Source organism: Croceibacterium sp. TMG7-5b_MA50, from assembly GCF_039830145.1.
In the GTDB taxonomy this organism is placed as follows: domain Bacteria; phylum Pseudomonadota; class Alphaproteobacteria; order Sphingomonadales; family Sphingomonadaceae; genus Croceibacterium.
On the sequence record NZ_CP156082.1, the window covers coordinates 1,857,174 to 1,871,205 of the forward strand.

Genomic DNA, 14,032 nt, shown 5'->3' on the forward strand with positions numbered 1-14,032 from the left:
AACGACCGAATGCTTCCGCTTGGGCCATGAACGACCACATCTGCGCCATGACCACGCCTGTTCGCCCGTTTGACAATGACCGCCTGCTGGCCGCCGTGCTGCAGCATGCCGACCGCTGTGCCGACGCCGACGGTGTGGTGCTGACGCCTGTGCCCGGCTTGCGCATGATGCGGACCTGGCGCCTGCAGGGTCCGATGCGGTCCATCTACCGGCCGCTGATCTGCCTGGTGCTGCAGGGCCGCAAGTCGCTGCTGGTCGGGCAGGAAGAGCGCCTGCTGCATGCCGGGCAGTCCATCATCGTCGCGGCGCATATGCCGGTCACCGGCCATATCGTGCAGGCGACGCCCGCCGAACCCTATGTCGCTGTCGCCATCGAGCTGGACCTAGCGCTGCTGCACACGCTGGCGCTGGAGATCGGGGATGCGCCGGCGACGGGGTCGGTGAGCACGCCGGTCTTTTCCGAAACGCTGGACCAGACGATCATCGATTGTGCCACCCGGCTGCTGCGCCTGATCGATCATCCGGAGGCGATTGCGCCGGTACAGCCGGCGATCATGCGCGAGCTGCATTACTGGCTGTTGCGCAGCCAGCATGGCACGGCCCTGCGGCACCTGGCGATCCCGAGCGGGGAGCAGCAGCGGCTGACCCGCGCGATCGACCTGCTGCGCCAGCGGTTCCGCGAACCGATCGGCATCGACCGGCTGGCGGCGGCGGCGAACCTCAGCCCATCCGCCTTTCGCCGTCATTTTAAGGAGCTGACCAGCCTGTCCCCGCTCCAGTTCCAGACGCACCTGCGGCTGACCGAGGCCCGGCGGCTCATGATCGCCGAAGCCATGCCGGCCGGGCTCGCCGCGCTGGAGGTCGGGTATCAGAGCGCGTCGCACTTCTCGCGCGACTTCGTGCGGATGTTCGGCGCCCCGCCCCGGCGCGACCGGGTGGCGCGCACCGCGCCCCTCCCGGCCGCAACGCTGGAGCCTGCCGGCAGCTAGAGCAGGTCCTCGATCCGGAACGGCATCTCACGCAGGCGGGTACCGGTGGCGTGATGGATGGCGTTGGCGACCGCTGCGGCGCAGCCGACCATGGCGACCTCGCCAAGCCCCTTGGCGCCAAGGCTGTTCACCACCGGATCGGGCTCGTCGATGAAGCTGACGTCGATCTCCCCGATGTCGGCGTTCACCGCGACCACGTAATCGGCCAGATCGTTGTTCAGCCACCCGCCATAGCGCGGGTCCACCTCCGTTTCTTCCCGCAGCGCGGCGCTGATCGCCCAGGTGACGCCGCCGCGCACCTGGCTGGCGGCGGTGCGCGGGCTCATCACCCGGCCGCAATCGGCCACGCTGACGACGCGCGGCACCCGCACGCGGCACGTGCGCGGTTCCACCCGCACCTCCACGAAGTGCGCGATGTAGCTGAACGTGGTGAAGGCAGGGAAGAACGGCCCGGCCAGCGCCATGCCACCCTGCCGGAAGGTGGCCAGTTCTTCCGCCCCCTGCCCGTGCGGGATATGGGTTACCTCCACGCTAAGCGACGGGCGGCGCACGGCCGCGAGCTGGCGATGGAGGTCCCCCGCGACCTGCCGGGTGGCCAGCAGCTCGGCCATCGCCGCCTTGATCCGGCCTGCCGCCTCCAGCGCGGCCGGCACGACGCTCGCCGTGCCCCACGACCCGGCCGTGGTGTGCTGCGCCGCGGCGGAGGTGTCGCCGATGGCGAGTTCCAGCCGGGCGGGATCGATGTCGAGTTCGCGCACCAGCACCTGCTCGATCGTGGAGCGGATGCCCTGCCCCATCTCGTGCGCCGCGGCGGCGAAGCGGGTGGTCCCGTCCGCCCGCACGGTCAGGGTGGCGATATTGGGGTGGATATGCACCGGGTACGCGCCGGCGGCCACGCCCCAGCCCACCTGCGTCCCGTCCGCCAGCCGCATGGAGCCGGGCGCCGCGCTGCGCCGGTCCCACCCGAACCGGCGCGCGCCTTCGCGCAGGCATTGATGCAGGTGGTTGGACGATTGCGGCCGGTCATGGATCGGGTCGTGGTTCGTGCCGTGGCGCAGGCGGTATGCCACCGGGTCCTGTTCCAGCATCGCCGCCAGTTCGTCCACCGCGCTTTCAAAGGCGAAGCAGGACGGGTGCGGGTGCGGCGCGCGCATGTAGCCCGGCGATTGCGTATCGATCCGGATGTTCGCGGCGGTGCCGTGGAAGTCAGTCAAGCCGTACATCTGCGGCGCCGCCTCCAGATATTCGGCCGGCGAAAACTGCCCGGTGCGCGACTGCTGGTGATCGGCGTCGTAACGGACTGCGATCATCTGCCCCGACGCGTCCGCGCCGATCTCAACCCGGTGGCGGCTGCGCGGGCGGAACGAAGCATTGTGGAAGATCTGCCCGCGCGGCAGGACCAGCTTGACCGGCCGGCCGGTCAGCATCGCCGCATGCGCCACGATGGCGGTCTGCCGCTGGGGGGTTCCCTTCTGCCCAAACCCGCCGCCGATTTGCGGGCTCTTCGCCACCACCTGATCGGGTTCGAGCCGCAGGTTGCGCAGGACCGCACCCTTGGCCCCGCTGGTGCTCTGCGTGCCTTCATGCACGGTCAGCACGCCGTCGCGCCAGAACGCGGTGGTGGACAGCATTTCGATCGGATTGTGATGCTGCGCGGGGGACACGTATTCGGCCCGCAGGCGCGTGGTCGCCCGCGCCATGGCCGCATCCGCATCGCCGGTCGTGACCGGCTCGACCGGCTCCGCCCGATGCCCCGCGCTGTCGATCAGCGGGGCGAACGCATCGTCGGGCGTGTAGCGGGGGCGGATCGCCTCCCCTCCCTCGATCGCGGCCTCCAGCGTCTCCGCCAGCACCAGCGCGACCGGCTGCCCGCGATAGGCGATCTCGGCCGTGATCATCGGCGGGGGTGGCGGCGGGCCTTCGGCACCTGCGGTGGGCGACGGCACGGGCGGTGGAAAGTCCGTGGCGGTCAGCACGCGGACGACCCCCGGCACCTGCAGCGCCGCCTCCACCGGCACCGCATCGACCCTTCCCTTCGCGATGGTAGCGGGAACCATCATGGCGTGCAGCAGGTCGGGGAAGGCGAAATCGGCGGCGTAGAGCGCCGCGCCACGAACCTTCTCGCGCGCATCGACCCGAGCACGATCGGGAAAGGGTGCGATACTCATGCCCGGTTCCTTTCAGCGGCGATCAGAATGGCATCGGCAACCGTGCGTGCTCCCAGTTCGATCTTGAAGCCATTGTGATGCCCGGCCCGCGCGCCCTCCATCGCGGCGCGCCCGGCCGCCAGCACGGCCTCCGGCGTGACCGCCTGCCCTTGCAGCACCTGCTCCGCCGCCGCGGCGCGCCACGGCCGCGTGGCAACCCCGCCCAGCGCGACATGCGCGCGGCGGATCACCCCGCCGTCCAGATCCAGCGCCACCGCAGCAGACGCGATGGCGAAGGCGTAGCTCTCCCGATCGCGGATCTTGTGATAGGTGGAATGGCGCCCGGCACGCGTGGCTGGCACGATGATGGCAATGATCATCTCGCCCGGCAGCAGGGTGAATTCCAGGTGCGGCGTATCCCCCGGCAGCCTGTACAGATCGGCCACCGGCACCGTGCGCGCACCCTCCGGCCCGGCCAGCTCCACCTGCGCGTCCATGGCGGTCAGCGCCACGGGCCAGTCGCCAGGACTGACCGCATTGCACGCGGCGCTCTGCCCCAGCACCGCCTGTCCCCGGTCGATCCCGTCCTGCGCGGCGCAGCCGGCGCCCGGCTCCCGCTTGTTGCAGGGGTAGATGTTGGCGGTGGACGCGCTGCCCGCGCCGTTGCGGTAGTATAGGCACCGCGTGCGTTGCAGCAGGTTGCCGCCGACGGTCGCCATGTTGCGCAATTGTTGCGATGCCGCCTTAGCCAGACTTTCCGCAAAAACCGGATAATCGCGCTGCACCGCGCGGTCTGCCGCCACGTCGCTCATCAGGGCGAGCGCGCCGAAGCGCAGCGTGTCGCCATCCGTGTCGATGTCGTCCATGCCGCGGATCGCCGTGATGTCGATGAGCTGCGCCGGTTGCTCCACGCGAAGCTTCATCAGGTCGTACAGCGTCGTGCCGCCGGCAATGTAGCGGGCGCCGCTGCCCGCCTGCGCAAACACCTCGATCGCGGCGGCGGCGCTGTCGGGCCGGGCATAGCTGAAGGCGCGCATCAGGCCTGCCCCCCTTGCGCCACCGCCTCGATCGCGGCGACAATCCCGACATAGGCGCCGCAACGGCAGATATTGCCGCTCATATATTCGCGGATGCTGTCGCGGCTGGTGGCGTGTCCTTCCTGGACGCAAGCGATCGCCGCCATGATCTGCCCTGGCGTGCAATACCCGCATTGCAGCGCATCGTGATCGATGAAGGCCTGCTGCATGGGATGCAGCTCCTCCCCATCGGCCAATCCTTCGATTGTGGTCACGAACCGCCTGTCCACTTTAGCGGCCAGGGTCAGGCAGGATGCGACGCGGCGCCCGTCGACATGGACGGTGCAGGCGCCGCACTGCCCATGGTCGCAGCCCTTCTTGGCCCCGGTCAGGTGAAGCTGTTCGCGCAGCAGGTCCAGCAGCGACGTGCGCGTGTCGATCTTCATCCGCATCGCCTGCCCATTGATCCGCGGGGCGATCGTCATCGCGATCCCAGCCGGTGCCGCTGCTTCCGCCGTCGCGGCCGCCGCGCCCGCCTGCGCCCGGGCCGCTTGGCCGGTCGCGGAGATGGTTGCAGCCGCGCCCAGTCCGGCTGCGATGACCGTGCGCCGGTCCAGTTCAATCAGCGGGGTGGAAATTTTCTGTCCGGTATCGGTCATCGGTCGCAGTCTCGCAGAGCAATCGGCGTTGATCACCGATCCTAACGTACAACGCGGGAGCACCACATGCCGGAACCGGGCCAATCCTTGCCCGATCGTAGGCGGGCTCTGCGCGAGGCTATTCGAAGGCGGCTCACCGATGGACGCGCTCAAGCCATCGGGCAACACTGACATGGCCAGCACCCGGTAAGAAGCGGCGGAAGAAAGGTGTTGGACCGCTCATTCAGCGAGAGCGTGCAAGATCAGCTCCAGCTCACCTTGAGAAGGCTGACCCCATAGCGGACGCTCAGACCACCGCTTTCGCATCCCAACTTCGGCCATTCGTTCATCACGATCTTACAATTGCTCTCCGGTGCTCTAATCGGGGCAATGAACGGCAAAGTCTGTGTGGTCAGACGCCGTTTGTCCGGGTCACAGAGCAGTGGACCCAAACTCCGGCCGACGGGAACGGTCGATCGACAAACGGGCTGCTCTTCATTTTGAGGTTAGAGCACCACATGGTCACCGTTTCGATGGCCTCGACATAGAGCCATTCAAACAACGAGGTGCTAGTCGATATGTGCGGCACGGTCACCGCACCGCAACCGAGTTGTCGATCTCGTCCTCGTTTCAGGCGTTCATATGCGTCCCAAGGTCAATTGACACGGGAGGTCACGGACAAGCGGGCATGGATGCGATACTTACCCCTTGGCGCGACTGAGACTGGCCAAGCCGGTCGACAGGGCCCTAATCCTGGCGCGCTCGATATCATTTAGATCCTCCGAGTCGATAAAGGCGCGGCATCCCTCCTCGATCGCATCGAGATCATAGAGTTCGTAAAAATCGGACTCTACCGACCGGTAGACGCCAAATCTTGTCGTGGTGCCATCGTGCGAACTGCCGAGCATGCCCTTGGAGAGCTTGGCGAGCGTGTGGCCGTTGCGCCTTGCCTCGTTGGCGAGCCACGCACGCGCCTCTTCCGCACCCCCGAGATGCGACCAAGCCCTTGCCACCTCGTAGTAGTGCGGCAGAGCGGTAAGCTGGCCGGCTTTCGCTGCCGCCTCAATCTTAGGGAGCAGGACGGGTCCAAGCGCCTCAAAGCTTTCGAGGTGCATATAGTCACGCCGGCTGGCCCCATCGGTCTTCATCACGCCGAGCGACCGCGCGAGGTCCACATAGAGGGCGCTTAGCGCTCCGGCGTCCTCCGATGTCGCGAACAGGTCGGCCACGACGTCGCCGGTAGTGCCGGGTCCGAGTGTGCTCATGATCGCATTGACGAGGACATGATGCGCGGAAGCAGGACCGAAGGTCCCGGCCTCGCTGTTTGCCTCGTACACGGCGACACTCTCGTCGACGAGTGCTTTGAACAGCTCAAACTTTGCATCTGGCGAGAGCGTATGAAGGCGGTAGCCGAGCTCCTGGAAGTACTCGCCCACAAGGCTGGCGCCCTGCTCGTCTCTAAGGCCAATCGCATGCGTGATGTATTCGCGGTGCTTCTCGCGGGTGACATCGGCACCCGCTGCTAGTTCGACCATCGCTCTCGGAACGGCGTACGGCGATGGCGAGAGACTGAAATAGGCGGTGTAGCCGGCCTTGGTCGCCAGCCCGCGTCGGGCCGCGGCCTCGTTCCACGTCTCGTGCGACAGGCTCGGCCGGCGGCCGAACACATTCGATCTGTTGGGAAACAGAAGTCGCAGCATCGGGATCGCGTCGGCGCGCGAGTCCTCGCTCAGCGTGCGGCCAAGCTCGTCGGCGGCCGCCTCCTTCTCGTCTTCCGTGCCGAAGGCCGGGTAGCCCTCTCCAAGAAGGAGGTCGCGATTGTCGCGCACCCACTCGAAGAGCTTGCGATCGAAGAGGCGCATCGCCTCCATGCAGAGCACGTCGTAGGAATCGACCTCGTCCTTCAGCGCGGCCAAGGCGAAGTGCATGGCGTTGGAGAGCCGCACGACGTCGCGTGGGTGGCGGATCCAACGGTTCAGGCCGACCTGCACCATCTCGATCCATCTGGCGCCCGTCGGAGTACCCGGCAATTCCGGGAGGCTCGCATCGAGCATGCGCATCAGTCCGGTGCGGCTCGGGACCGGGACTTCGGCCTCGTGCTGCACGATCTTCTCCGCATAGCCTGAGCGCGCGCCTTCTCTGGGCGCGAGCTCCTCGAGGGCGGCCCAGACGATCTGGCGATCGTAGGAAAGGCAGTAGGTGACGTTGGGCAGCCGGCCGACCGTCTTCACCATCTGCATAAGTGATCGGATCTCGGTCGAGGTCAGCCGGTCGATGTCATCGACGAATACGATAAAGCGCTTGCGGGATGCCCTTAGCCGGATGACGAGCTCGTCGTAAATCTTCTGCACGGAAGGCTCGGATAGCCACTTCTCTGCCGCTTTGGCCAACCCCTGCTTGGCAAGGGTGGCGCCGACCTTTGACGCGGTCCCACCGGTATGATCAATCACCACCCCAAGACTCGCGGCGGCGTCGACGATCTTGCCGCCACCGGCTTCTAAGACGCTCTTGGCCACGCGCCTGATTGACGCTTTCCGATCGGCGCCGTCGGAGAGGTGCTCCGACATGACCTTGAAGAACGCCGCCGCGAGATCCTGGTGGCCGGAAACGATCCATGGTTCGAAGGAGAACCAGTCCAGACCATCCACGTCGGCGCTCTCCTCCTCGCGCCACTTTTGAAAATGGCTGCGAACGAAGTTCAGCACAGTGGACTTGCCGGATCCCCACTCGCCGTGCAGGCCGAAGACGTAGCCGTTGGGCGCGCTCTGCCGGGCGAGTGCTTCGGCCAGCCGTCGCGAGAACGGGGCGAACCCGAGCGTGTCCTCACTCCATGGGTTAGACCGTGGAGCGTCGTCTGCGAACTGATGCAATTGGTCCCATGTCATGCGTGTCTGATAATCGCAGACGTCTCTCTGGTGAACTGGCGCAAACGTCGCAGCCACGGATTGCAGATCCCACGCTCAAGGAAACGCCTAGCCTACAAACGGCTGCTGCTCGACTTGATCCATCGCGAGCATAACCTGATGGTACGGCAGGTCGAGGTGGGGGTGCAATGGGGCGAGAACGGCTAGCCAGCTCCGCAGATGGGTGACCCCAAACCGGCCATTCAGCCCTCTTGGCGGAGTGCCCAGCCTCGGACGCTCGTTAATGTAAGCCGCTCGGAACTCTAGGGGTCATATTGAGGACGCGCGGCGGCGAGAAGTGGGACTCACCCGCCATTCTGAAGCGCGGTCAACCACAGCGTTTAGCAACTGTTGGCCTCCAGGCATTCGCTTATTCTGGCCAGTTGAATTAGTAACTTTGGCGGCTTTTTACTGGTTGATATTGATGTTTCAACCCTCTGCAGTTTGGATGGTGCGCTTATAAACCTTCAGATGATGCTCATCTAAAAGTGCCTCTAGATCATAGTCGCTTATTGGGTTTTTGTCGTAAAGCAGGCTTATGAACTCTCGGAAGCCATGGCTGCCGCGAAGGTCTGCTCCGTTATGAGAAGCCTCAAGCACTAGGGCGATGTCTTCGGCAGAGAAACGGTCAGCTAGCGGGTTGGCGAGGCTCGTAGCAAGCGTGTTGGCTTGGTCCCAAGTGACGGCGGTTGCGTAGATTTGAGCGGCGCGTGTGATCATCTCGGGCGTAGGTTCGGGGACGCCAGCCAATTGGTCGGCACTCAACGAGGCGAGAGCCTGTAGAGCTTTGGCACGCCACCAATCTATCTGCAGCGCTCGCTTTATCGCATGACCTTTATCATCGAACGTCTCCTGCAGAAGCCAGGTCTGAAGCACCACCTGGGTGGCGGTGTCGACCTGCTCGCCTGCTTCGCTGATACGCAGGGACGCTGCGCCGGCGAAGAGCACTGCGTCAGGAACACCGCTTTTTACCAACTTCTCAATTGCGGTGATCAACCGAGGCACCGCAATAGGTCGGTGCAATTCGACGGTCGCCTCAATGGCGACAAGCACGTTTGTATTCAGATGATAAGGGTGGGTCGCATCCGGCCACCCGAAAACGAGATCGTCGACAAAGGCGCGCACGAGCGCATCACGGGCATTCCCAATTTCAGCTCCACGCAGACGAGCTACAGCGTCGTCCAAGGCCGTTGGAAAGTAGGGCGATACAATCACTGCTTGAAGGCTCGCGAGTGCTGCTTTGCCTTGCCGCGCCTGCTGCGACAAAACGTAAGTCAGAGCAGAACGGATGTGCAGTCGCGCAAGCTCGGCTGCTGGCGCATAGGGTTGGGCGTCATGTGAGAAGGTTGGGTGGGCGCAGCGGTTGCGGTCAGCCCGGAGCCGACTTAGCTCCTCAAACTCCTGATGGCCGAAGAAGTCGAACTTATCCCTAAAATCCTCAAGCAGGTTGCGCTCAATCTCGAGTAGCCCCTTGATCGCCTGCACGCTTCCGCTTCGCTGCTGCTCTTGGAGTGCATCAAGCTGCGTCACGAGGGTAACGGCTTCTTGGTCCCCATTAGAAGCTAGCCCGCGCAGCTTCGCAATTAAGTCGAAGCATACGGCTACATGCGTCGAGACAATCGCGGCACGATAAGCTCCGGCCTCGTAACAGCGCACAGCTTCCCGAATATGCGCTTTCGCGTCGTCACCGACGCATCGAAGGATCAGTTCTTCGAAGCCAAGTATCACAGCAGCGCCTCATCCGGTGAGTGAAGGCCGCTCGCGCGGCGTCCATGAGCGCTTAGCGCAATGAAGAGTGCTTGTCGCGACAGACGGAAAACTCATCAGGCTTGAGACTCCCGCGTGGCAGTATCACGGGCGGCGCGTTGCCGACCTGCAGCTCGTCGGCAATTGAATGACTTGTTTCCGGCAGGAGCGTTCATTCAGCCTAGATCTTGGAATGGACGAGATTGGTCGCGAGCCGCCCATCGTGCGCCCCTCTGGCATACCCCTTTGCGGCCATTCGCGGCTCGTTTCCGGCTCACCAACTTCAGCCATCCATTCACCAGCCAGGCGAGGCCGATTGAGGCTGGCGGTAACGCCGTTGGATGAGATCATGCTTGGGTGTAACTGCTCTGCAGCGGATTTCATGGGAGTGTACGAATGCCAACAAGCCGACGTGTTCCGAGGCACGTACGTGATGACAGTGGGCTCACAGCTCGATTTCGCGTCAAATTGGCTGAGGCCACAGCTGCACGCCTAGACGTTAGCGAGTGGCGGAAGTTCGTAGTCCTCCATCAACTCGAAGCATGGGCGGAGCATCAGTACAGGTTCTTTCGGAGCATCGAGTGGGGAGATGCTGACGCCGAAGGCAACATCCTGAGGTTGATTTCGTACATAGTGGATCAGCAGAACGATGACGCGGTTCTCGATCTTTTCGAGCGACCGACTGTGCAGCGCTGGTTCAAGCAGAATGACCCGACTTTCCTGGACCTATGGAAAGGGCAACAAGATCCACTGCTTGAAGCGTTAGGCCACGGTCTCGCGGAGATCCAAGACGTTAACGATGTTATCGATCTTAGTCAGTACGCCGCGCGTCTCCGCGCAGCCCTGCCCGCCGACCCTCAGCTGGCAATTGGGACCACCAAAGATCTCCTCGAGGCAACAATGCGTACGATCTTACAGCGTCGCGGCTTCAAAAACCTGGAGGCGCTGGCTTTTCCCGATCTCGCGACGCGGTGTCTCAACGAGCTCGGTCTAGTCGGAACGACTCCGCCAACGACCAAGCGCGAGCGAGCCATACGAAAAATCGCGAGTAGTGCCCGCACCATGATCGACACAGCGAACGAGCTCCGAAATGCAGCGGGAACGGGGCATGGAAAGGTGGTTGATGAAGAAGAGCCGATCAGCGCAGATGACGCCAGCCTTGTCGCGTCAAGCGGGCTGATCCTTGCCGCGTGGCTCATTCGACACGGCAAAGAGACGTAGCTCTACCAACGTTAATCGGGGCGACCCAACGTCGACGTTCAACCCCATTTCGGCTTCCCAATATATACCGTTCGTTCATGCGAAATTCCGGCCTGTGGCGCTCGTAAGACGCCTACCAAGTCGAGCTGCCGGAGTTGGGCCGCTTGCCGCGCGACAGGTTCTGGGTGACAGGCAGCTTAAGCAGACACCCACTTCGGAAATGCTCGGTTTCGTAACCCCGCCGCCGAGCGAAAATTGCATGGTGCTCTTTGAGCAACTCGCTAAGCTCCAGAACCAACGTGCGATGTGCGGGATCAAGGGACGCCCTCGAAACTCAGGGCCGACGGAGGGGTGATTTAGGCTCGATGATTAACGCCCTTGCGCTGAACCTCATTGCAGACGTCATGAGCTGGGATACCGAGGATGCCACAAAGGAATATGCGTGGCTGCGCCTCATGTCCGCTGTCAAGTATGACGGCTACTCGGATTTTCGGGCGGGCGTACGCTTTCTTGAGAACCTCGCTACCTGGCTGCGTCAGTTCCAGCCAACGGACCGGCCTGCCGCTTATGATTTTGTGAAGACGAGGCTCGTCTACCTCTCTCAGGCCGAAATGCAGAGGGTCATCGAGGTTTTTATCCCCGAGACGGTAACGCCGCATCTCAGAAAGGCCGCCGCCGCTGAGGCTGGGATCAAACCATGGGAGGTTTGGGGAAACCAGGGCGGAGTGGCGGCCTTCAATCGGCTGCTTCGCCGAAGCCTGTTCGTCGGTCTCAGCGACGGCAGCCGCATCGACATCCTCCGCCGGGCGAACTCGCCGCGCCTCGTGCAAGACCAGTTCGTACCGATGCTCGACATCGGCGACGAGAAGTGGCTCGATCTAGGTAAGGAGCTGATCGGCTCGCTCGGGCAGGATGCCCGCTTCGACAACGTCTACCTGATCGACGACTTCACCGCCTCAGGCACGACCTTCATCAGGCAGGTCGAGGGCAAGTGGAAGGGCAAGCTGAAGAAGTTCAACGATCTCGTGATCAAGGCGCGGGAATCGATGAAGGAGCAATTTCCCATCGCCGAAGACTACGCCCTCCACATCCACCATTACGTTTCCACCGAGCAGGCGCGGGTGGCGCTGGACGAACGTGTCGCAGACGCCAAGGCCAACCTGGAGAACCGCTCGTTCGACGAGGTAACGATCACCGAGGGCCTTCTTTTGCCATCGAGCCTCAAAATGGTCGGCGGTCACGACACGGCGATACTCGACTTGTGCGAACGCTACTACGACGACCATCTCTATCAGCGTTTAAAGAAGCATTGCGATGAGGCCGGACAGAGCGACATGAAGCGGGGCTACGCGAGTTGCGCCCTACCGATCGTGCTCGAGCACAACGCCCCCAACAACGCCATCCCGCTGCTCTGGGCAGAGACGACCGGTCGCAATGGCCATCCTATGCGCCCCCTCTTCCGTCGCCGCGATCGGCACGGCTAACCATATGGCCAACCCCTTTCTCCGCCGCGCCACCGAGTATGTCCGCGACGACGCCTCCTTTCTGGCGATCGTGAGCCCGGCGCCGCTCACGACATTCCTCGCAAAAAGCAAGCACAAGGACGAGATGTTCGAGCTGCCTGTCCGCATCATCGGCGAACCGGGCAGCGGAAAAACGATGCTAGCGAAGCTCGCCGAATTTCGAATGGTCGACGCGATCGCGCGGGATTTGTCTAGTTCGATCAATCGCGATCTCGCGGGAGCTCTCGGCAATGCGGGCTTTCTGGTTGGCGGCGTGCCGCGCGTCGCGGCCGTCCGCGAGCCAATGGAATCCGACTACCGAGACTTCTGGGAACTGCCCTACGACGAGGCGGTCAAGACGAAGCTCGCCTTCTGGTTCGCGCAGGCGCGATCGGTATTGGGCCTCATCCGCAACCTCACCGTTAACCGTCGGCGCGGCCTATCCGACATCCGGTTCGTCGCACGGGATGCCTCGGAAGCCCAGGTCGAGCAGATCGGCGGTCTCGATCCGGCCGGCATTCGCGAGCGTGCCCTCGAAGTCCAGAAGGCGATCTACTCGGTGGTGGCGGGACTGCGGCCGCCAAGCATCGAGAATCTGCCGCCCGCTGCGACAGCCCCCTACAATCCCTTTGAGGCGATCAGCCAGGTCGAGATTGAATGGAAGGGCGAGACCATCGCCCTCAGTCCGCTCGTCATGTTCGACGACGTCCACGCCCTCCATCCGAAGCAGCGCGACGGCCTGTTCGCCACGCTCGCCCGACGCGAGATCCGCTTCGGCCGATGGCTGATGATGCGGCTCGACGCCCTTAGCCCCGGCGCTGTCCTTGGCCAGCCCGGCGCGCAGGAAACACACAACCTCGCGACCGGCCGGGACTATGTCGAGATCAGGATGCAGGGCACCTCAGCGAGGGGCGCCGAGCGGCGCCAATTTCGGACCATGGCGCTCGATATGGCGAACCGGTACCTGCCATCTGTCCAGGTCCTTAAAAGTCGCGGCGCGACCGACTTCCAGGCTTTGCTGCCCGGTGAGGTCGGCACGATGACGGCGGCCCGGATCAAGGAGCTGGCCGGTCTGGCGAACAAGGATCAGCGCCGGCTCGAGATCACCGAGGCGCGGCGCCGCGAGCTAGAGGCGTTGGTGGACGAACATCTATCCGGCGCATCGTCACACGACCGGTCGGAAGAGCTGAGGCTAGCCATGACTCGGATCCTCATGCACCGCTATGCCAACCGGACGCAGCACCTAACTCCCTCTCTTTTCGAAGCCTTTGACCCGGATCCGAAGACGCCGATAAAGGTCAACGCCGGCGTCGCGGACGGTGCGAGGCTTCAGCTCCACCACGCCTACAAGCGGCCGCTTCACTTCGGCGTTGACGATCTCTGCGACGCGAGCAACGAGAACGCCGAGATCTTCCTCCAGTTCGCCGGAGCCCTAGTCGCCCGAATGGAGACGCGGGCGATCAGGAACCAGACGCCGGCGCTCACGGCATCGATGCAGGAGAGCGCTTTAGTCGAGAAGGCAAACGCGATCATGGACGGCTGGTCTTTCGCCTACGCCGCCAGGATTCGGAGGATGGTCGACGCTATCGCGAAGGAATGCGTGGAGGTCTCGCTCTCGCCGAACGCCCGTCTCGGTGCAGGCGCCAACGCAATCGCGATTCCCGAGGCCGAGATGCAGCAGCTTCTATCCAAAGAGGACGATCTCGCGATCTTGATGAAGCACGCGCTGGCCAACGGCACGATTGTGGTGACGCGCAATTATGGTCAGGGCGGCAAATCCTGGTGCCTGATCGAGCTGTCGGGCACCGTGTGTATCGCTTACGGGCTAACGCTGAAGCGCGGGGGGTTCCTCGAGAAGCGCCTCGCCTATCTACGCGAGGTCAGCGATTAG

General features: G+C 63.7%; 9 protein-coding genes. 4 read left to right on the plus strand and 5 right to left on the minus strand.

Annotated features, from left to right (window positions below; translation table 11 throughout):
• The first annotated feature begins 26 nt into the window (after nt 1-26).
• Nucleotides 27-989: an AraC family transcriptional regulator gene (locus V5740_RS08910; RefSeq protein ID WP_347302132.1), complete on the plus strand. Its 963-nt coding sequence runs from the start codon at nt 27-29 to the stop codon at nt 987-989.
• Here the strand turns inward: V5740_RS08910 and V5740_RS08915 are convergent.
• From V5740_RS08915 to V5740_RS08935, 5 genes are all read right to left on the minus strand, one after another.
• Nucleotides 986-3,157 carry a xanthine dehydrogenase family protein molybdopterin-binding subunit gene (locus V5740_RS08915; protein WP_347302133.1) on the minus strand — a complete coding sequence of 724 codons (2,172 nt, stop codon included), beginning with the start codon at nt 3,155-3,157 and terminating at the stop codon, nt 986-988. The two genes, V5740_RS08910 and V5740_RS08915, sit on opposite strands and share 4 nt — an antisense overlap.
• A complete protein-coding gene (locus tag V5740_RS08920) occupies nt 3,154-4,173 on the minus strand; it encodes a xanthine dehydrogenase family protein subunit M (RefSeq protein WP_347302134.1) in 1,020 nt (339 codons plus the stop codon). Before V5740_RS08920 ends, V5740_RS08915 begins: the two co-directional genes overlap by 4 nt.
• Nucleotides 4,173-4,811 carry a (2Fe-2S)-binding protein gene (locus tag V5740_RS08925; RefSeq protein WP_347302135.1) on the minus strand — a complete coding sequence of 213 codons (639 nt, stop codon included), beginning with the start codon at nt 4,809-4,811 and terminating at the stop codon, nt 4,173-4,175. Before V5740_RS08925 ends, V5740_RS08920 begins: the two co-directional genes overlap by 1 nt.
• Nucleotides 4,812-5,491: 680 nt before the next feature.
• Entirely contained in the window at nt 5,492-7,675 is a 2,184-nt protein-coding gene (locus V5740_RS08930; RefSeq protein ID WP_347302136.1) for a P-loop NTPase fold protein, read from the minus strand.
• A gap of 447 nt (nt 7,676-8,122) precedes the next feature.
• Nucleotides 8,123-9,421 carry a hypothetical protein gene (locus tag V5740_RS08935; RefSeq protein WP_347302137.1) on the minus strand — a complete coding sequence of 433 codons (1,299 nt, stop codon included), beginning with the start codon at nt 9,419-9,421 and terminating at the stop codon, nt 8,123-8,125.
• Nucleotides 9,422-10,072: 651 nt separating this feature from the next.
• Here V5740_RS08935 and V5740_RS08940 point away from each other — a divergent pair.
• The 3 genes from V5740_RS08940 to V5740_RS08950 all read left to right on the plus strand — a co-directional run bounded on the left by V5740_RS08940 (nt 10,073) and on the right by V5740_RS08950 (nt 14,032).
• Complete coding sequence (locus V5740_RS08940; RefSeq protein ID WP_347302138.1) at nt 10,073-10,660, plus strand: abortive infection family protein; 588 nt, start codon at nt 10,073-10,075, stop codon at nt 10,658-10,660.
• Nucleotides 10,661-11,004: 344 nt separating this feature from the next.
• Entirely contained in the window at nt 11,005-12,123 is a 1,119-nt protein-coding gene (locus V5740_RS08945; RefSeq protein WP_347302139.1) for a hypothetical protein, read from the plus strand.
• A 4-nt stretch (nt 12,124-12,127) separates the two neighbouring features.
• Complete coding sequence (locus V5740_RS08950; RefSeq protein ID WP_347302140.1) at nt 12,128-14,032, plus strand: hypothetical protein; 1,905 nt, start codon at nt 12,128-12,130, stop codon at nt 14,030-14,032.

What these genes read in the sequence shown, in the direction of transcription:
- V5740_RS08910 (WP_347302132.1), top strand. Translation starts at nt 27, where the DNA reads ATGAACGACCACATCTGCGCCATGACCACGCCTGTTCGCCCGTTTGAC.
- V5740_RS08915 (WP_347302133.1), bottom strand. Translation starts at nt 3,157, where the DNA reads ATGAGTATCGCACCCTTTCCCGATCGTGCTCGGGTCGATGCGCGCGAG.
- V5740_RS08920 (WP_347302134.1), bottom strand. Translation starts at nt 4,173, where the DNA reads ATGCGCGCCTTCAGCTATGCCCGGCCCGACAGCGCCGCCGCCGCGATC.
- V5740_RS08925 (WP_347302135.1), bottom strand. Translation starts at nt 4,811, where the DNA reads ATGACCGATACCGGACAGAAAATTTCCACCCCGCTGATTGAACTGGAC.
- V5740_RS08930 (WP_347302136.1), bottom strand. Translation starts at nt 7,675, where the DNA reads ATGACATGGGACCAATTGCATCAGTTCGCAGACGACGCTCCACGGTCT.
- V5740_RS08945 (WP_347302139.1), top strand. Translation starts at nt 11,005, where the DNA reads ATGATTAACGCCCTTGCGCTGAACCTCATTGCAGACGTCATGAGCTGG.
- V5740_RS08950 (WP_347302140.1), top strand. Translation starts at nt 12,128, where the DNA reads ATGGCCAACCCCTTTCTCCGCCGCGCCACCGAGTATGTCCGCGACGAC.